This is a genomic window from Paenibacillus sp. WC2504 (assembly GCF_052682475.1).
In genome coordinates this window covers 1,497,699-1,514,803 of sequence record NZ_JBQZFH010000001.1, presented here as the reverse complement: position 1 = coordinate 1,514,803, position 17,105 = coordinate 1,497,699, and the positions used below count along the sequence as shown (strand labels likewise).

The 17,105-nt window shown below is 47.7% G+C and carries 17 protein-coding genes; 7 read left to right on the top strand and 10 right to left on the bottom strand.

Annotated elements, in window-relative coordinates; genetic code table 11:
• Window position 1 precedes the first annotated feature (1 nt).
• Entirely contained in the window at window positions 2-421 is a 420-nt protein-coding gene (cymR, locus tag ACUN27_RS06920) for a cysteine metabolism transcriptional regulator CymR (RefSeq protein ID WP_127455352.1), read from the bottom strand.
• Between the two features lie 321 nt (window positions 422-742).
• Between cymR and mnmA the strand changes: the two genes are divergently transcribed.
• The 3 genes from mnmA to ACUN27_RS06905 all read left to right on the top strand — a co-directional run bounded on the left by mnmA (window position 743) and on the right by ACUN27_RS06905 (window position 3,084).
• Window positions 743-1,831 (top strand): tRNA 2-thiouridine(34) synthase MnmA, encoded by a 1,089-nt coding sequence (mnmA, locus tag ACUN27_RS06915; protein WP_445558596.1) that lies wholly within the window; start codon window positions 743-745, stop codon window positions 1,829-1,831.
• 51 nt (window positions 1,832-1,882) lie between these two features.
• Window positions 1,883-2,566: an AlkZ-related protein gene (locus ACUN27_RS06910; protein WP_315953736.1), complete on the top strand. Its 684-nt coding sequence runs from the start codon at window positions 1,883-1,885 to the stop codon at window positions 2,564-2,566.
• Window positions 2,567-2,709: 143 nt separating this feature from the next.
• The gene (locus tag ACUN27_RS06905; protein ID WP_445558595.1) at window positions 2,710-3,084 is read left to right on the top strand and encodes a DUF3889 domain-containing protein; all 375 of its coding nucleotides are present in this window, start codon (window positions 2,710-2,712) and stop codon (window positions 3,082-3,084) included.
• On the opposite strand, the gene ACUN27_RS06900 is transcribed toward ACUN27_RS06905, so the two are convergent.
• Window positions 3,079-4,398 carry a replication-associated recombination protein A gene (locus ACUN27_RS06900; protein ID WP_315953575.1) on the bottom strand — a complete coding sequence of 440 codons (1,320 nt, stop codon included), beginning with the start codon at window positions 4,396-4,398 and terminating at the stop codon, window positions 3,079-3,081. The two genes, ACUN27_RS06905 and ACUN27_RS06900, sit on opposite strands and share 6 nt — an antisense overlap.
• Window positions 4,399-4,466: 68 nt before the next feature.
• Here ACUN27_RS06900 and ACUN27_RS06895 point away from each other — a divergent pair, with 68 nt between their 5' ends.
• Window positions 4,467-4,736 (top strand): hypothetical protein, encoded by a 270-nt coding sequence (locus ACUN27_RS06895; protein WP_326061307.1) that lies wholly within the window; start codon window positions 4,467-4,469, stop codon window positions 4,734-4,736.
• A gap of 688 nt (window positions 4,737-5,424) precedes the next feature.
• Window positions 5,425-5,697 carry a hypothetical protein gene (locus tag ACUN27_RS06890; RefSeq protein ID WP_445558594.1) on the top strand — a complete coding sequence of 91 codons (273 nt, stop codon included), beginning with the start codon at window positions 5,425-5,427 and terminating at the stop codon, window positions 5,695-5,697.
• A gap of 292 nt (window positions 5,698-5,989) precedes the next feature.
• On the opposite strand, the gene ACUN27_RS06885 is transcribed toward ACUN27_RS06890, so the two are convergent.
• The 4 genes from ACUN27_RS06885 to ACUN27_RS06870 form a co-directional block, all read right to left on the bottom strand.
• Window positions 5,990-6,742 carry a tRNA threonylcarbamoyladenosine dehydratase gene (locus ACUN27_RS06885; protein ID WP_315953578.1) on the bottom strand — a complete coding sequence of 251 codons (753 nt, stop codon included), beginning with the start codon at window positions 6,740-6,742 and terminating at the stop codon, window positions 5,990-5,992.
• A 24-nt stretch (window positions 6,743-6,766) separates the two neighbouring features.
• Window positions 6,767-8,545: an aspartate--tRNA ligase gene (aspS, locus tag ACUN27_RS06880; RefSeq protein WP_326063667.1), complete on the bottom strand. Its 1,779-nt coding sequence runs from the start codon at window positions 8,543-8,545 to the stop codon at window positions 6,767-6,769.
• 42 nt (window positions 8,546-8,587) lie between these two features.
• Window positions 8,588-9,853 carry a histidine--tRNA ligase gene (hisS, locus tag ACUN27_RS06875; protein WP_326063668.1) on the bottom strand — a complete coding sequence of 422 codons (1,266 nt, stop codon included), beginning with the start codon at window positions 9,851-9,853 and terminating at the stop codon, window positions 8,588-8,590.
• 433 nt (window positions 9,854-10,286) lie between these two features.
• Window positions 10,287-10,592: a winged helix-turn-helix transcriptional regulator gene (locus tag ACUN27_RS06870; protein ID WP_127455345.1), complete on the bottom strand. Its 306-nt coding sequence runs from the start codon at window positions 10,590-10,592 to the stop codon at window positions 10,287-10,289.
• Window positions 10,593-10,714: 122 nt separating this feature from the next.
• Between ACUN27_RS06870 and ACUN27_RS06865 the strand changes: the two genes are divergently transcribed.
• Together ACUN27_RS06865 and ACUN27_RS06860 are read left to right on the top strand one after the other, a co-directional pair.
• Window positions 10,715-11,104, top strand: a complete 390-nt coding sequence (locus tag ACUN27_RS06865; RefSeq protein ID WP_315953581.1) for a DoxX family protein — start codon at window positions 10,715-10,717, stop codon at window positions 11,102-11,104.
• A 339-nt stretch (window positions 11,105-11,443) separates the two neighbouring features.
• Window positions 11,444-11,752: a hypothetical protein gene (locus ACUN27_RS06860; protein WP_326063669.1), complete on the top strand. Its 309-nt coding sequence runs from the start codon at window positions 11,444-11,446 to the stop codon at window positions 11,750-11,752.
• Between the two features lie 103 nt (window positions 11,753-11,855).
• Here the strand turns inward: ACUN27_RS06860 and ACUN27_RS06855 are convergent, their stop codons facing one another.
• The 4 genes from ACUN27_RS06855 to ACUN27_RS06840 form a co-directional block, all read right to left on the bottom strand.
• Window positions 11,856-13,802, bottom strand: coding sequence for an FAD-dependent oxidoreductase (locus ACUN27_RS06855; RefSeq protein WP_418936967.1), 1,947 nt, complete (start codon window positions 13,800-13,802; stop codon window positions 11,856-11,858).
• A 203-nt stretch (window positions 13,803-14,005) separates the two neighbouring features.
• On the bottom strand, window positions 14,006-14,179 hold the full coding sequence (locus tag ACUN27_RS06850; RefSeq protein ID WP_157319189.1) for a hypothetical protein: 174 nt from the start codon (window positions 14,177-14,179) through the stop codon (window positions 14,006-14,008).
• An 84-nt stretch (window positions 14,180-14,263) separates the two neighbouring features.
• Window positions 14,264-14,704: a D-aminoacyl-tRNA deacylase gene (gene dtd / locus ACUN27_RS06845; protein WP_326063671.1), complete on the bottom strand. Its 441-nt coding sequence runs from the start codon at window positions 14,702-14,704 to the stop codon at window positions 14,264-14,266.
• A gap of 41 nt (window positions 14,705-14,745) precedes the next feature.
• Entirely contained in the window at window positions 14,746-16,932 is a 2,187-nt protein-coding gene (locus ACUN27_RS06840) for a RelA/SpoT family protein (protein WP_315953586.1), read from the bottom strand.
• Window positions 16,933-17,105 lie beyond the last annotated feature (173 nt).

Here is a 17,105-nt window from a genome sequence, read left to right as displayed (position 1 = left end):
TTTAGATATAAAACATGTAATTGTCGTGCTGGCCTGCGTCTTCAAAGGAAATCAGGTTCGCAAGCGTTGTAGAATCAAGTACTTCCGCGATGCTGTCGCGGATACGGATCCATAAATCGCGTTTAGCCGGGTCATCTTCCTCCGTAAAGTCGACAGGACTAATCGGTCCTTCCAACACGCGAATCACTTCACCCGCTGTCACTTGATCAGCAGGCTTGGAGAGAATATATCCACCGTACGCTCCACGAATGCTTTTAACCAATCCCGCGTTACGCAAAGGAGCAACTAGCTGCTCGAGATAATGCTCGGATAGCTGATGCTTTTCGGCAATACTTTTGAGGGAAGTCGGACCTTCACCAACTCGATTGGCCAACTCCATCATGATCGTTAAACCATAGCGGCCTTTTGTGGAAATTTTCAAAATCTACACCTCATTCAACATTTATGCCATCAAGGGGGCTAATTGATATTACGAGAAATTGTGAGTTGTTTACCTACTGCTTTGTCCACGTTCAGACAGTATGCTCGTCCCTATCTAGGTAAACAGCGTTTCCATTTTTAACAAAAACATTCCTAAACATCCGTATATCGTATCTATGTTATCATAATTCCTTGTTCTGTGGGGGAAAAACAATGACATTCTCATGAAATATTTTAATTTTTAACTAGAGAGATGTATAATAGGAAGAGTTTCAAAGATTAACGACTAAGTCTCACAGGATGGAAAAGAGGAACACAAGCCATGAATAAAAAAACACGAGTCATTCTGGGTATGTCCGGGGGGGTCGATTCTTCTGTTGCCGCACTGCTCTTGAAAGAGCAAGGATATGAAGTTATCGGCATTTTCATGAAAAATTGGGACGATACTGATGAGTTTGGCCATTGCACAGCCGAAGAAGATGCAGAGGATGTCCGAAGAGTATGCGACCAGCTCGGAATCCCTTTTTATACAGTTAATTTTGAAAAACAGTACTACGATAAGGTGTTCGCTTATTTCTTGGACGAGTACACCAAAGGTCGCACGCCGAATCCGGATGTGATGTGCAACAGAGAAATCAAGTTCGGTGAGTTGCTCCAGAAAGTCATGGATTTAGGCGGCGACTATATCGCAACCGGCCACTACGCTCAAGTGAAAGAGCAAGACGGCGAGTACGTGCTCCTGCGGGGCAATGACCCGGGCAAGGATCAAACCTACTTCCTCAACGTGCTTACGCAGCAGCAGCTGTCCAAAGCCATGTTCCCGATTGGTCACCTGCCGAAGCCGGAAGTTCGTAAAATTGCCGAGGCAGCCGGCCTTGCAACTGCAAAGAAAAAAGACAGCACGGGGATCTGCTTCATCGGAGAGCGCGATTTCAAAGAGTTCCTCAGCCAGTACTTGCCCGCTAAACCCGGCAATATGGTTGATATCCGCAACGGTGAGGTAAAAGGCCGCCATGACGGGCTGATGTACTACACACTAGGTCAAAGACAAGGTCTTGGCATTGGTGGTTCAGGCTCAGGCGAACCTTGGTTCGTCGTGGATAAAAATTTGGAAACCAACGAACTTCTAGTCGTTCAAGGCGAGCAGTATCCTGGACTTTACTCCAAGGGGCTGACAGCGACAGATGTAAACTGGATCTCTCCGAAGAAACCTCAAGGCCCATTTGCCTGCACAGCCAAATTCCGTTACCGTCAGCCTGACCAAGGCGTAGTCCTAACCTTCATGGAGGATGGAACGGTCCAAGTCGTATTTGATGCTACGCAGAAAGCAGTAACACCAGGTCAATCCGTTGTTTTCTATGACGGTGAGGTTTGCTTAGGCGGCGGTGTGATTGATAAAGTTCATAAATAATACGAGACAAAATAGATGGTTCGAGAAAGAAGGATGATCAGTTTGATTAAAATGAATGAGGCGGACTTGAAGGCTGCTACGTACGAAGATGTGACAAAAATCGTGAAAGAAGTCGGCATTCTACCTCTCTCTTCTTTCATACCGGATCATCCTTCGCTTGAATCCATGACAACACAAGAACAATGGCATACCGGCTTGGAGACGGATCCATGGCTTTGGCGGGATCGTCTGCCAGGTGACGGACTTGCTGCCTATGGGCGTTTTTTCGCTAAGAAGCCTTTATTAATTTCAGCGGATCTCTTCCCTTTGGTAAAAAATTTATTGGAAGACCCCTACTCCGTGGAAGAACGCTATGAAGACGGACTGCTTCCCAAATCAGCCGTCGAGCTGTTTCAAGCAGTTGAAGCGAACGAAGGCATTGATGTCAAAGCGCTTCGAGCTGTTACCGGAATGAAAGCCAAAGAGTCCAAAAATGAATTCGACCGTGCGCTCATTGAATTGCAGAGCAAAACGGATCTTGTAATTGCAGGCATCAGCGAGCGTTTGAATGCCAATGGGACAAAAAACGGCTGGAATAGCACCTGCTACATGACAGCCCTGCATTGGATGGAGCTTCATGGCCTAGCGGTGAATGCTTCGCCCACTCCTGAAGCGAAAAATCAGTTTAGAGCCTATATTCAGGAGCGTTATAGCTCCAAGGCTGTTCAATACCTTGGGAAGATTTTTAAGTTATAAGAAAAAAAAGACAAGGACCTCTTTCTCTTAGGAGGTTCTTTTTTTATCTCCTCAATCTGCAAAAAGTGCCCTAATTTACCTCAGCGCCTGCAAGTATGCCGCCTCGCGCCTACGCGAACCCTATAGGCGAAAGGTGTGAGCGAATGAGTAAAATCTCAGCCGTGCTTCTCCTGCTTGGACTAAGCTGGTGCGGCACAGCACAAGCGAGCATGGAAGCAGACATCCTGGAAGCTATAGCCCGACAGCCAACTCAATCTCAAGACCCTGAACGCCTCTATGCCAAATGGAGCCGAGTCGCTTTTCATGAAGCCGGTAAGGTATACACCTTACTAGATTATAAGTATTTGGGCCATTCCCGTGTAGCGCCAGGGGTGGATCAGCAGCAATTTCGCTTCTGGGTTCGACATCAAGGCGTTGAATTCCCGCTAATTGTATCTATTCGGTATGACCCTGTGTCGGAAAAACTTTTTACCATTCAAATGGAACAAGAAAGAAGAGGGAACTTACAGATCTTATAGATCTGCAGGTCTCCCTCTTCTTTTGTGCTGATTCTGCCGCATCTTATCTTCCGTTCCCTGCTCACTGGCTGCAAAAATGATTTCATGTTTAATATCATCCGGTAAATACTGCTGCTGCACATAATGCCCTGGATAATCATGCGGATACATATATCCTTTGTGGCCGAGCTTCTCCGCTCCTTTGTAGTGCGTATCGCGCAAATGAAGCGGCACGTCCGCAGATTTAACACGCTCCATCATCTGTTCTGCACGAGAGATCGCTATCGGGATGGAATTCGATTTGGGACTCTCAACCGCGAATAAAATTGCCTGGGAAATGACGTACTTCGATTCCGGCCAGCCGATCTTGTGGTACGCGTCCATGGCCGTCACAGACTGCACCATAGCCTGCGGGTTCGCCAGGCCGATGTCTTCGCTGCTGGCGACGATAAGCCGCCGCAGGAACGTCATAGGGTCCATGCCGAGCTTCTCGACGGCATACAAGAACCAGAACAGCGCGGCGTCACTGGAGCCGCGTACGCTCTTGTGAAAGGCGGACAAGACGTCATACTGCGTCGACTCGTCCGCTTTCACGATGGGGCGGCGGATCGACTCTTCCGCCACCTCCAGCGTGATCCGAACCGTACCATCCGGTTCGGGCGAAGTCGTGAGCGCTGCCAGCTCCAGCGCGTTCAAAGAGCGGCGGATGTCGCCAACGGCCATCTGCGCAATATGCTCCAGCGCCTCCTCGTCCACGTGGAGGCTCATGAAGCCGAGCCCCTTGTCGGGATCGGCGATGGCTCTTCGCATGGCGATGAGCGCATGCTCCGCCGTGAGGGGCTCGAGCTGAAACAGCGTCGAGCGCGACAGCAGAGCCCCATTCACATGGTGAAACGGGTTCTCTGTGGTCGCCCCGATGAAGATGAGGATGCCCTGCTCTACGGCAGGCAGCAGCGCATCCTGGCGCGAGGTGTTGAAGCGGTGCACCTCGTCCAAGAACAAAATCGTCTTGCGGCCGTACATCGCTTTATTGGTCTTGGCGAGCTCGATGATCTCTCGCACATCTTTGACCGAAGCATCGACAGCGTTCAGCTTCATGAACTCTCCCTTTGTCCGGTTCGCGATAATATTGGCGAGAGTGGTCTTCCCTGTGCCCGGCGGACCATAGAGCAGGATGGAGCTCACCTGATCGGCTTCAATGGCTCTGCGCAGCAGCTTGCCTTTGCCGACAATTTGCTCTTGACCGATGTACTCGTCCAGCGTTGTAGGTCGCATACGGTCGGCGAGCAGCTTGCCGGTCGGTTCTTGCGATGAGGCATATGTAAACAAGTCCATGTTGGTTATTCCTTTGCATTAGGTTTAAATAGACTGTTTCCATTATACGCCTCATGGAGTAGACTGTCATGTCTTGTATGGGGATGATTGCTTGGCAAGCTCGCGATGAGAAGCTGTATTATGTACAGGAAGTTTGGTGCGAAACGGGTGTTTCAAAACGAGTTACTGTATTTCCTACAGTTAATAACTGCAAATTGGTTAGAAATTGGGAAACCTGTCGGAATTTGCTGCATCTTTTGCAGGATCTGAGCGGTTTAGGGCTGGTAGGCATCTATTTGATGTACAGAATACATCAATTAGGGACTAGCACGGATGAGTTGGGTAAGGCTCATTGTTAGGGCAATCAGGTCGAGTTGCAGTCTGTTTGGTTGCGGTTGCGGTTGCGGTTGCGGTTGCGGTTGCGGTTCGAGCAGGGTTCTGACGCATTTGGGTCTCGAAGCTACTGTGAGTGGGCGCTAGGGAGGGCTGGCTGATGTGCTGCTCTTGATGGGATTCATGGCACTTTAACTAGTTAGCTTTTAATTGGAGTGTTCATGTTACCACGACAGCCAAGTTACTGCTTGTTTGAGAATTTCTGTAGCCTAACGTACTGAGGTAACTCTATTTGCTGCTTTTGGGACAAATTTTGCATCTAACGGACTCACGAGTCGCTAAACGCCTTGGATTTGCCTGATACAGCAACAAAACCATTAGATAACGCCTCCTCAGTCCGATAGCTCTTCAAATCTAGCTCATTTGGCAGAATAACGGCTCCTGGGTCCGTAAAGGGATACGGGAGGTGGAGGTCGAGGGGGTGCGGTTGCTGTTGAGGTTGCAGTTGGGTGTGGTTCGAGCAGGGTCCTGATGCATTTGGGTTCCGAGGCTGCCGTGAGTTGGCGCTAGGGAGGGCTGACTGATGTGCTGCTCTTGATGGGATTCATGGCACTTTAAGTAGTTGGCTTCCATTGGAGTGTTCATGTTACCACGACTGCTAAGTTACTGCTTGTTTGAGAATTTCTGTAGCCTAACGGACTGAGGTAACTCTATTTGCTGCTTTTGGGACAAATTTTACTTCTAACGGACTCACGAGTCGCTAAACGCCTTGGAGTTGTTGGGGTTGGGGTTGGGGTTGGGGTTGGGGTTGGGGTTGGGGTTGGGGTTGGGGTTGGGGTTGGGGTTGGGGTTGGGGTTGGGGTTGGGGTTGGGGTTGGGGTTGCACTTGGCCTTGCACTTGCACTTGCACTTGCACTTGCACTTGCACTTGCACTTGCACTTGCACTTGCACTTGCACTTGGGCTTGCACACGGCTTCCGGCCGTGAAGGGAACTACGGTCCGCTATTCCAATATTCTCACGAATTTCACTAGCCCAAGGGAACTACGGTCCTCTAATATGTCATATTCAGCTTAAATTCAACAAAAAAAGTGGAAATAGGTCCCTGTAGTTCCCCTTGCACCTCAAAATCAGCCCATATCGCTCAAATAGCGCCCCGTAGTTCCCCAACAGCAACACCATGTTTCACAGTACCATGTCCCCCACCACCACTACCCTCCAAAGCAGAAAGGGGCTATCTCAACAGATCATTGCTGACCTGTTAAGATAGCCCCTCATCTTTATTTCTTCGAACCGATCTCCAGCAGATCTTTCACGGCCACGCTCACCATGATCAACCCTGCCACCGGAGGAACGAAAGCGTTGCTCGCAGGCGGCTGCTTCGCTTTGCGAATTTCTGGGGCATTCGCCGGTACGATTTGTTGTGTAACGTCTTCACGCGGCTTCATCGGCTCTTCGGTAGAGAAGACGACTTTTACGCCTTTTTTGATGCCTTCTTTGCGCAGCTTCTGGCGCACGACCCGAGCGATCGGATCCATGCTCGTTTTGGAAATATCCGCTACTTTGAACTGCGAAGGGTCCATTTTGTTAGCGGCTCCCATGCTGGAGATGATCGGAATCTTCCGCTCCAAGCATTGCTTGATCAGATGAATTTTATAGGAAATGGTGTCACTGGCATCGAGCACGTAGTCGATGTGATGAGCGAACACTTCCTCGTAGGTTTCCTCTGTGTAGAACATCCGCATGGAGATAACATCGCATTCCGGATTAATCAATTTGATCCGATCGCGCATCAGATCAGCTTTGGGCTGCCCTACGGTCGTTGTAAGGGCATGAATCTGACGGTTAATATTCGTGATGTCGACAACGTCCTTGTCGATCAGAATAAGCCGTCCGACCCCTGTACGCGCCAATGCTTCTGCGGCGATCGAACCGACACCGCCGATGCCCAGGACGGCGACGGTGCTATTTTTCATAATATCTAGACCTTCAGGGCCAATGGCTAGTTCAGTCCGCGAAAATTGGTGAAGCATAGAAACACGTCCTCTTCAATGTTCTTAGGCTTTAGCAGGCTGCTTAAGCGCTAAGCGAATCGACAATTGATCAAGCTGTTTGTCATCTACAGTTCCCGGTGCATCCATCAACAGGTCAGTCGCGCTAGCTGTTTTCGGGAATGCAATTGTTTCTCTCAAGTTCGTACGGCCTGTGATCAGCATCACCAAACGGTCGAAACCGAAGGCGAAACCGCCATGTGGAGGCGTCCCATATTCGAACGCATCGAGCAAGAAGCCGAATTTCTCTTGTGCTTCTTCATTTGAGAAACCAAGTGCTCCGAACATTTTCTCTTGCACATCACGTTGGTAAATACGCATGGAACCGCCGCCTACTTCATAGCCGTTCAATACAAGGTCATACGCTTGAGCGCGAATTTGGCCAGGGTCCGTGTCAAAGAAATGAATGTCATCTTCGTTAGGACGCGTGAACGGATGGTGCTCTGCGACATAACGTTTGGCTTCTTCGTCGTATCCAAGCAGCGGGAAGTCTACGACCCATGCATACTTGAACTTGGAGTCGTCGATGAGTCCAAGCTCACGACCGATTTTCAGACGAAGGTTGCCTAGAACATCAGCTACGACTTTCTTTTTATCCGCGGAGAAAAGAAGTAGATCTCCTTCTTCAGCGCCAAGACGCTCAGTCAGAGCAGCAATTTCAGCTTCGTTAAAGAATTTCACGATAGGCCCTTTGAATTCGCCGTCTTTGACTTGAATCCATGCTAAACCTTTGGCACCGTAACGCGCCGCGAATGGCAGCAGGTCATCGATTTCTTTACGGCTCCAAGTACCGCAGCCTTTGGCATTCAGCGCTTTCACTTGGCCTCCGCCTTTAACCACATTCGCAAACACTTGTACGCCGGAAGTTTGAACGATATCCGATACATCTTCAAGCTCCAGTCCGAAACGCAGATCCGGTTTGTCTGAACCATATTTCGCCATTGCATCCGCATACGTAATACGCTGGAATGGACGCGGAATTTCGATTTGTGCCGTCTCTCTCATCAAGTTCACGACAAGCTCTTCCAAAATATCCAGCAATTGATCTTGCGCTAGGAAGGAAGTCTCAATGTCGACTTGTGTAAATTCCGGTTGACGGTCTGCACGAAGGTCTTCGTCGCGGAAACAACGTGCGATTTGGTAGTAACGCTCCAGACCACTAACCATCAATAGTTGTTTGAAAATTTGTGGGGATTGCGGCAGCGCGAAAAATTCACCCGGGTGAACACGGCTTGGCACCAAGTAATCGCGAGCGCCTTCCGGTGTGCTTTTCGTCAAAATTGGTGTTTCCACTTCTACAAATCCTTGGTCATCCAAGAAATTGCGGAAAATTTTGGACGCTTTCGAGCGAAGCATTAACGTTCTTTGCATTTCCGGACGACGAAGGTCCAAATAGCGGTATTTCAGACGAACGGCTTCATCTACTTCCACACCGTCTTCAATGAAGAACGGAGGTGTCTTGGCTGCGTTCATGATTTCGATTTCCGTTACTTGGATTTCAATTTCACCGGTTGGGATATTTTTGTTAACCGTCTCCGCGTCACGTTCTACAACTTTCCCTTTTACAGCAAGTACATATTCATTACGCGCACGATCCGCAATAGCTAGGGCATCGCCTGAGAAATCCGGGTTAAATACGGTCTGTACAAGCCCGCTGCGATCGCGAAGATCAATAAATAGAACCCCGCCTAAGTCACGTCTTCTTTGTACCCACCCGTTTAAAATAACAGTCTGTCCTACCTGATCTTTCGTAAGCTGCCCGCAATGATGTGTTTTGAGCATCATAATGTTGTTGCCTCCTCATGAGTAATTAATCATTAAAACTATCTATTCGAATAGTGTCTTTGCAGCATTTGAAGCAAGATCCACTAAACTTATAATGACTTGAGAACCTGTTTCCATCTGCTTCAGCGTAATTTCGCCGCGGGCTAACTCATCGTCTCCGAGAATCGCCACATACTTCGCTTGAAAACGGTCTGCTGATTTCATTTGCGCCTTCAATTTGCGCCCTTGGTAGTCCTTCTCGGCCTTGAGGCCTTGAACCCTTAACTGGTGAAGCAGCTTCGTGACTTCCTTCTCGGCAGGCTCGCCTAATCCGATTAGGTATACATCAAGCGGCTCCGGTTTCGGGATCTCAACACCTTGCGCCTGCAGCACAAGCAGAATGCGTTCCAGACCTAGCCCCAAGCCTACGCCTGGCTGATCTGTGCCATGACCGCCAATTTGCTCAACGAGACCGTTATAGCGCCCGCCGCCACCAATTGTATCGATAGCTCCAATGCCGGCTGCTTTGTACTCAAAAGCGGTGTGTGTGTAATAATCAAGCCCGCGCACCAAGCGAGGATTCACCCGATAGGGAATGTCCATAGCGGTTAAGTGCTCTCGAACCTGTGCAAAGTGTGTCGAACATTCTTCGTCCAAATAATCCAGAATCTCAGGAGCGCCTACCCCATACTTCTGATCGGTTTTGCAATCAAGAATGCGCATCGGGTTGCGATCATAGCGGGACTGGCAATCTTTGCAAAGCAGGTGTTTCACTGGTGCAAAAAATTCCTGCAGTTTCTCGCGGTAAACCGTGCGAACGGAAGGTGTGCCCACCGAGTTAATTTCAACGGTGACTTCTTTTAACCCAATTTCTTTGTAAAACGTGTACCCCAGCGCAATGACCTCTGCATCAATGCTTGGATCAACGGATCCAAAGGCTTCAATCCCGAACTGGTGGAACTGGCGGTATCTTCCGGCTTGCGGCTGTTCATAGCGAAACATCGGTCCGACATAGAACAACTTTGTCAAATCTGGAACTCCATATAGCTTATTTTCTACATAAGCCCTAACAACGCCGGCTGTCCCTTCCGGACGCAAGGTCATGCTGCGATCACCTTTATCCATAAAGGTGTACATTTCTTTCTCGACAATATCCGTCGTTTCTCCGACACCTCTGGAAAAAAGCTCTGTACTTTCAAAAATCGGCGAACGGATTTCTTTGTAGTTAAATCGTTGACATAAGTCTCTTGCCTTACTTTCCAGGTACTGCCACTTCTCCACTTCGCCGGGAAGCAGGTCCTGCGTGCCTTTTGGCTTTTGAATGCTCATGTGTTCAACCTCCCTTTATCTGTCGCTCTTGGTTATATAACAAAAAAATCCCCCACCCCCGACGTTCGTCAGGGACGAGAGATTTGATTAACAAATTCACCCGTGGTACCACCCACATTCAGATCGTCTGTTCTCGCACCATAGCACAATAAACAGAAATCTGCTCTTTACGGTTAACGCCCGCGAATACGCACTGCCACTACTAGACGGTCATAAATCGACATGTCGTTCCCAGCAGGTCCTCGGGGAGGTCTTTTCGTTCGCTCATCATAGGAAGCTCGCAGCCTGGACTTCCTTCTCTGATAATGTGGGGGCGAAATACTTTATCCCTTCAACGGATCACAAAGGTATTGAATTATTGTTTATTGTAAACATTGGCAGAAGTAAAGTCAAGAGATATACGTCCACTTGACTTAGCGCCGCCTTCATTTAATTAATGAGAGTCTGCCCATTTTTGCAACTCGTCCATAACAGGCTTAAGTCCTTTTCCTTTAGCTGTCAATTCATATTCAATACGAACCGGAGTTTCCGGGTACACGTGTCGGACAATGATCTCTGCAGCCTCAAGTTCTTTAAATCTCTCCGAAAGCATGCGATCGCTCATACTTGGGATAAGCACGGATATATCTTTAAACCGCTTCGGCCCCGTCAACAAGACATGTACGATGAGCCCCGTCCAACGCTTTCCCAGAAGTTCAAATGCATTTTCGAATTTCGGGCACAGTTGGTAGTCTTCCATATAAATCATCTCCTTATAAACAATTTTAACATAGTCGCTTGACAAAAGTAAGTGCTGCGTAATAATATACTAACATAAAGTAAGTAATTAAATAAAATTTATTTAAAGAGGAGTAGTTAGTCATGGCTTTAGGTCTTCTTATTATTCGTTTGGTGTTAGGTTTAACAATAGCCGCGCACGGCACACAGAAAGTATTTGGATGGTTTGGTGGTTATGGACCAAAAGGCACAGGAGGCTTTTTCGATTCCATTGGTATTAAGCCCGGTGTGCTAATGGCCGTTCTGGCTGGTTTGTCGGAAATTGCAGGCGGCTTGCTCTTTGCTGCTGGACTTTGGACACCACTTGCAGCTGCACTTATTATCATTACTATGCTTGTTGCTATTGTAAAGGTACACTATAAAAGCTACTGGTCAACTTCAAATGGGTTCGAGTACAATTTGCTTTTGATTGCGGTGGCATTAGGTGTCGCGCTTATCGGTGCAGGTGACTATTCTCTGGATGCTTTATTTTAAAAAATGAAGAAATGGGCTATTTCCTTAAGTCAGAAATGACTTGATGGATGATAGCCCTTTTCTATTTCGATGGCGAAGCATGAGCACATCTTAAAAGAAAATAGCCTGCAGCACGAGTGGCGGCAGGCCTCTAGACAATATATAAATTAAAGGGGGTCGACTTTTATTATATCCATGGTTGATTAACGCAGTATGAAATTTAAATTACAATTTCATTACAGTGTTTTCCCTGTATTTTCAATCATTTTCATTTGCTCCCCTCGTATATTCAGCCTTTTTTCCACATATAGATTACAACAAGGCAAATGGCCTTGAATTTATCATCAGGAGGCTGTAACAATGACAACACAAAACGAGTTTCAAGAGGAACGGCAGGATCTAGTGGTGCTCTTCTCTGAGGAATCCGAAGCCGAAGCTGAAGTTGAAGACGATGTAGCCGAAGAAGCTGAAGCAGCCGAAGAAGAGGCCATTGAGGATTCGGACGAAGCGGACGAAGCTGAAGAAGCAGCTGAGGAAGAAGAAGTCGAAGCGGAAGAAGAAGCGGAAGTTGATGCCGACGAGGAAGCCGAAGTAGATAGTGATGATTCTGCCGAAGAAGATGCGGAAGAATCTGCGGAAGCCGAAGAGGATGCATCAGAAGCTGACTGAATTTTGTAAGCGCAGTCAAAACTTCCATTGGCTTCGAAAAAAAAGATAAGAGCCTTATCGCCACATATAACTACGGCGTAATAAGGCTCTTATTTGTTATTTATTAAGGTTTGCCGGTTAAGCCAACCTTCAGATCTTTGATAAGCAAGTATATGTCGCCGTTCGTTAACTTTTGCTTGTCTGCTATTAGCTTCAATGAAGCATCGGTTAACAGCTTATTCTCTATTAATTTTGCCTGTGCCTCTTTGGATGTAGCAGCCAGTCCCAAAGCTTGTGTTATCGTATATGTGGCCTGCTCAAGCGATAACGGGATTTTATCGGCATTCTCCATCTTCGCAATCGCCTGGGATACATCCCCATTGAAAGCATCCGGCTTCATTTTCTTCGCGCCGCTCACGAGATTGACCATCCGTTTCGGATTCGCGGGGTCATCCAAGTGAAAATTGTTGTCGTATGCACCGGAAGCCAAGCCAAGCATAAGAGCGGATTTCAGCCCCTCATACGCTTTATGCTCCATAAAAGGCTGCGGCTTGAGCGTTATCGGATGAATCTCCATCCCTTGTTTGTTCAACTGCTCCTGCAGCTTCGCAATGACTTCTTTGGACGCCGACAATTGGCGGAACGTCATCTTCTCCTGCTTCGCGAACATCGCTGCAGCTCCTGCGGCTTCCCCTTCTGCCATGCCTGTAGGCATAACGCGGGCACTACCATGCGGCAGTGTATCGTAACTGGCCGCTCTACCTACTACAAGCAATCCATCCACCTTCTGCGGCACTAGGCTGCGAAACGGAATAGCGTACTGCTTCGGTTTACAAACAACGTTGCCGTTATCGGTCGGTGAAATCCTTTGGATGTCCACTGGATAAGATCCGAATCCAATACGGTCCCATTGATCATTGTTCGTACAAACGTCAACAATGCTCAACCGGTATTCCCCCTGCATATGACGCGTTTCCCGAACATATAGCTCTGGTGCAGATCCATCTAATTCAAGGCTTGCAAATTCAGGGAAGTTTTTTTGCATATAAGATAAAATATTAGGCAGTTCTTTTTTTCCGATGTCAAAAGCTTCTTGAACAGCTTTCGGATCAAAGGTATCGACCCCGAAAATTTGCAAGGCATTAATAAGGACGGTATTGTCATTTTCCCTACCCATATTAAGCCCTCTCATCTTGGCTCTTTCTTTGTTAAGAGGCGGGTATTTACTCATCTCCCCGTAACCGAATACACTAACATCATTTACTCCTGTATCCGGATTATTATCCCCGTTCAGCCTTGTGGCCATCAGGTTCCAAACTTCCGGTGTTACGTTTTTCAAACGAAACGCAAGCGTCACAGCCATTTTGGAATTCGGATCCCCAATGTCCTCATGACCAATCGTAAACGGCACTCCTGCTGCTGCCGCGAAATCTCCATCCTGCGTCGCATCGATAACCGAAGCCGCCTTCACGACTTGCTTACTGCCATCCTCGAGTGTAATCGTGGCGCCTTGCACAGCCTTTTTATCTTGGGAAAGGAGCGGATCGATTTTCTTCGTTTTGAGCAGCACATCGATTTTAGATTCATTTTTAACCAAATCATAGAACGCATTCGCGGCTGTATTCACATCGAAGGAATCCCCTTCAATTTTGGCATACCACTCGGAGAAAAAGCCTTTATTGAAGACATCATCTTTTCCTAAAAGGTTCTTGTTTGGAGCATAGTTCATATCAATGGAGTTAATCCAGCCCAGTGTCATTAGCCCTCCCAGAATCTCACGATTCCGTCCATCCACCAGAAGGGTAGTTAACCCATTACGCGCAGCCGAAACGGCCGCAGCAACCCCCTCAGGGTCGGTACCAACGACAATGACATCATATGCTTCTTTCGTTTTCTTCACGGATTTCACTTCTTCAATTTCTTGCTTCGCCTTAGTCTGTCCACCGCTTATGTGGTGTTTATATTGATAATACAAAGACGCCGCAGCTCCTAGCACCGCGAGCAGAATCAAGATTCCCATCAACCAAAGCCATCCTTTGGAAGCGGAATTGTTACGATTCGGATTTGCCATTAAAACGAAAGCACCCACCTTGTCCCCTGCTTTTCATACAGCTTACCGGTTGAAGGTTTGATAAGCTTTCTAGAGCAGTCGATTATTTTGTCAGCCAAAAACATCACTTGTTAGTTTACCACATTTTAAAGTCGTAGAGAAATCTTGCCACATCCAACAAATAAAGCCCCGCATTGCTGACGAGGCAGCGCGGGGCTTTACGATTAACGATATGATTTCTTGGGAATGCTTTTCATTTTTTCCTGATCGGATGTGAACTCTGCGCTAATTTCAACGTCGGCTAACGCCGGTGCCTGACTCATCCGCTCGGCAAGTGTTGTATGCAGCAGTTGCTGCTCTGGCGCCGTCATGGCTTTATGCTTGATCGATTGACGCATCTGGATGCTCCTAACTGCAAGAATATACAGTTTTAGTATACCCAGGCTGTCCGCATCTTATCCTTTGCGCAAGAGGGAACCCGACTATTTGCTATCGATGATTAAAGTAACAGGTCCCCAATTGGTAAAGGAAACATCCATCATTTCGCCAAATGCCCCCGTTTCCACTTGCAGGCCCTGAGCGCGAAGCAGCTCATTGAACTTATCATACAACGGCTGTGCAATCTCGGGTCTAGCCGCCGACATGAAGTTGGGCCGTTTCCCTTTGCGGCAATCCCCATACAAAGTAAACTGGGAAACGGATAAAATTTGACCGCCTGTCTCCAGCACGGAAAGATTCATTTTACCGGTCTCATCTTCAAAAATACGCAGTCCGGCTAATTTGTCCGCTATATATTTCGCATCCTGCTCGGTATCTTCGTGGGTGATGCCGACTAGCAGCATCAGCCCCTGCTCGATCTGTCCGACAGACGCTCCATTAACAGTTACTTCGGCACGCTTGCACCGCTGAACAACTACTCTCATGGTTTCTCTAAATCTCCTCACGTTCGTTCACAGCCGCAAGCTTAGCTTTGCATAATGCGCTGAACGGAATAAACGTCTCTTACACGTTTGATCCTCTCGACAACCGATTGCAGATGATCGATATTTTTGATCAAAATGGTCATATGAACCGTTGCCATCTTGTTTTTATCCGATCGGCCCGAAACCGCTGAAATACTCGTTTTGCTTTCTGAAACAGCCTGAAGCACTTCGTTTAAGAAATCTCGGCGATCATGGCCTGTAATCTCAATTTCCACATTGAAATTGGATTCAATGGCTTCACACCAATCAACCTCAATGACCCGTTCCTCTTCCCCCATGCTTGTGGGGATATTCGTACAATCCGCCCGGTGCACGGACACGCCGCGTCCTCTTGTAATGTAGCCGATGATCAAATCACCGGGAACCGGATTACAACAGCGCGCAAAGCGCACAAGCAAGTTGTCCACGCCCTTCACTCGCACGCCGTTGGTAGGTCGGCTTTTCCGTTCGGTTGCGCTTGGTGACTTAACTTCTTTAACTTCCGTAGTGAGCTGAAGCACCTGAGCTTCTTCGGCTTCCTTACGCAGCTTTTCTGTAAGCTTCGTACATATTTGCGCGGCTGTAATACCGCCAAACCCCACAGCAGACAGCATGTCTTCAATGTCGTTAAAATTGAACTTCTTCGCCGCTTCGAGCATTTTCTCATCGCTCATCAGTGTCGGAGGATCAATAGCCAAACGCTTGAGCTCGCGCTCAATCATGGTTTTCCCTTTTTCGACGTTCTCTTCGCGCTTCTCTTTCTTGAACCACTGCTTGATTTTACTGCGGGCGTGGGACGATTGCGCGAGCTTGATCCAATCCTGACTTGGTCCATAGGAATGTTTGGACGTCAAAATTTCAATGATATCCCCTGTTTTCAACTTGTGATCCAAGGGGACGATGCGCGAATTGACTTTGGCGCCAATGGTCCGATTTCCAACCTCCGTATGAATACGGTAAGCAAAATCCAAAGGCACAGAACCGGCCGGAAGCTCGATGACTTCGCCTTTTGGCGTAAACACAAAGACAAGATCGGAGAAGAAGTCCATCTTCATGGATTCCATAAACTCCGAAGCATCATTCGTTTCATGCTGAAGCTCCAAAATTTCACGGAACCAGCTCATCTTGTCTTCAAACGTTCCTGATGGCACAACGGAGCCGCCTTCTTTATAAGCCCAGTGTGCAGCAATACCGAACTCGGACGTTCTATGCATTTCCCAAGTACGAATCTGAACCTCCAGAGGTTCCCCTTTGGGACCGATCACCGTTGTATGGAGAGACTGATACATATTCGGCTTCGGCATAGCGATATAATCTTTGAAACGTCCAGGCATCGGTTTCCACAATGTATGAATAATACCCAAAGAAGCGTAGCAATCCTTGATGCCATCGACAATTACGCGCAGGGCCATGAGATCATAGATCTCATTGAACTGTTTGCCGCGGGAGCTCATTTTTTTATAAATACTGTAGAGATGTTTGGGTCTTCCGGAAATATCTCCTTGGATTCCCATCTCATCCAGCTTTTCTTTGATACTGTGAATCACGTCTTCAATATATTGCTCACGTTCGGTTCGCTTCTTCTGCATCAGATTCACGATCCGGTAATACTGCTGCGGATTCAAATAACGGAGGGCGATATCCTCCATTTCCCACTTGATGGTGGAAATCCCGAGCCTGTGTGCAATCGGACAGAAAATCTCCAGCGTTTCCTCCGCTATGCGGCGCTGGCTTTCTTCCGATTGGTACTTCAATGTGCGCATGTTGTGCAGTCGATCCGCAAGTTTAATCAAAATAACGCGAATATCCTGCGCCATAGCGACAAACATTTTGCGGTAGTTCTCATTCTGCTGCTCTTCCTTGGACTTGAACTTAATTCGTTCGAGCTTCGTCAAGCCGTCTACAAGCATGGCGCAGGTTTTCCCGAATTTATCTAGAACAGTTTCGAGTGAAACTGTTGTATCTTCAACGACATCATGCAGAAGCGCCGCGATCACGGATGTGACGTCCATCTGCATGTTCACCAGTATATCTGCAACAGCGAGTGGATGCAGAATATAGGGCTCCCCCGATTTGCGCACTTGGCCATGATGGGCTTCATCCGCGAATTCATAGGCCTCCCGTATCCTCTGCAAATCATTCTCTTTCAGATAGGTGGCTGCCTTCTCTAACAGCTGCTCTATACCCATGCATCTACCCATTCCCTTTAGAGGTTGTTTAAAAAGCGAACTTTTCAAACGCTCATCTTTAGTCGATTTTTATTCATTATGCCTGCAAGGCAGGCTCCGCGTCAACTATGCCATGTTAACCTTTCGACAAAAACCATCATTTTGCCTCAAATCCTTTGAAATATTCCTTCCTT

Coding starts and splice junctions, on each gene's coding strand:
- mnmA (WP_445558596.1), top strand. CDS start 743: ATGAATAAAAAAACACGAGTCATTCTGGGTATGTCCGGGGGGGTCGAT.
- ACUN27_RS06910 (WP_315953736.1), top strand. CDS start 1,883: ATGAATGAGGCGGACTTGAAGGCTGCTACGTACGAAGATGTGACAAAA.
- ACUN27_RS06905 (WP_445558595.1), top strand. CDS start 2,710: ATGAGTAAAATCTCAGCCGTGCTTCTCCTGCTTGGACTAAGCTGGTGC.
- ACUN27_RS06900 (WP_315953575.1), bottom strand. CDS start 4,398: ATGGACTTGTTTACATATGCCTCATCGCAAGAACCGACCGGCAAGCTG.
- ACUN27_RS06895 (WP_326061307.1), top strand. CDS start 4,467: ATGTCTTGTATGGGGATGATTGCTTGGCAAGCTCGCGATGAGAAGCTG.
- ACUN27_RS06885 (WP_315953578.1), bottom strand. CDS start 6,742: ATGCTTCACCAATTTTCGCGGACTGAACTAGCCATTGGCCCTGAAGGT.
- aspS (WP_326063667.1), bottom strand. CDS start 8,545: ATGATGCTCAAAACACATCATTGCGGGCAGCTTACGAAAGATCAGGTA.
- hisS (WP_326063668.1), bottom strand. CDS start 9,853: ATGAGCATTCAAAAGCCAAAAGGCACGCAGGACCTGCTTCCCGGCGAA.
- ACUN27_RS06870 (WP_127455345.1), bottom strand. CDS start 10,592: ATGGAAGACTACCAACTGTGCCCGAAATTCGAAAATGCATTTGAACTT.
- ACUN27_RS06865 (WP_315953581.1), top strand. CDS start 10,715: ATGGCTTTAGGTCTTCTTATTATTCGTTTGGTGTTAGGTTTAACAATA.
- ACUN27_RS06860 (WP_326063669.1), top strand. CDS start 11,444: ATGACAACACAAAACGAGTTTCAAGAGGAACGGCAGGATCTAGTGGTG.
- ACUN27_RS06855 (WP_418936967.1), bottom strand. CDS start 13,802: ATGGCAAATCCGAATCGTAACAATTCCGCTTCCAAAGGATGGCTTTGG.
- ACUN27_RS06850 (WP_157319189.1), bottom strand. CDS start 14,179: ATGCGTCAATCGATCAAGCATAAAGCCATGACGGCGCCAGAGCAGCAA.
- dtd (WP_326063671.1), bottom strand. CDS start 14,704: ATGAGAGTAGTTGTTCAGCGGTGCAAGCGTGCCGAAGTAACTGTTAAT.
- ACUN27_RS06840 (WP_315953586.1), bottom strand. CDS start 16,932: ATGGGTATAGAGCAGCTGTTAGAGAAGGCAGCCACCTATCTGAAAGAG.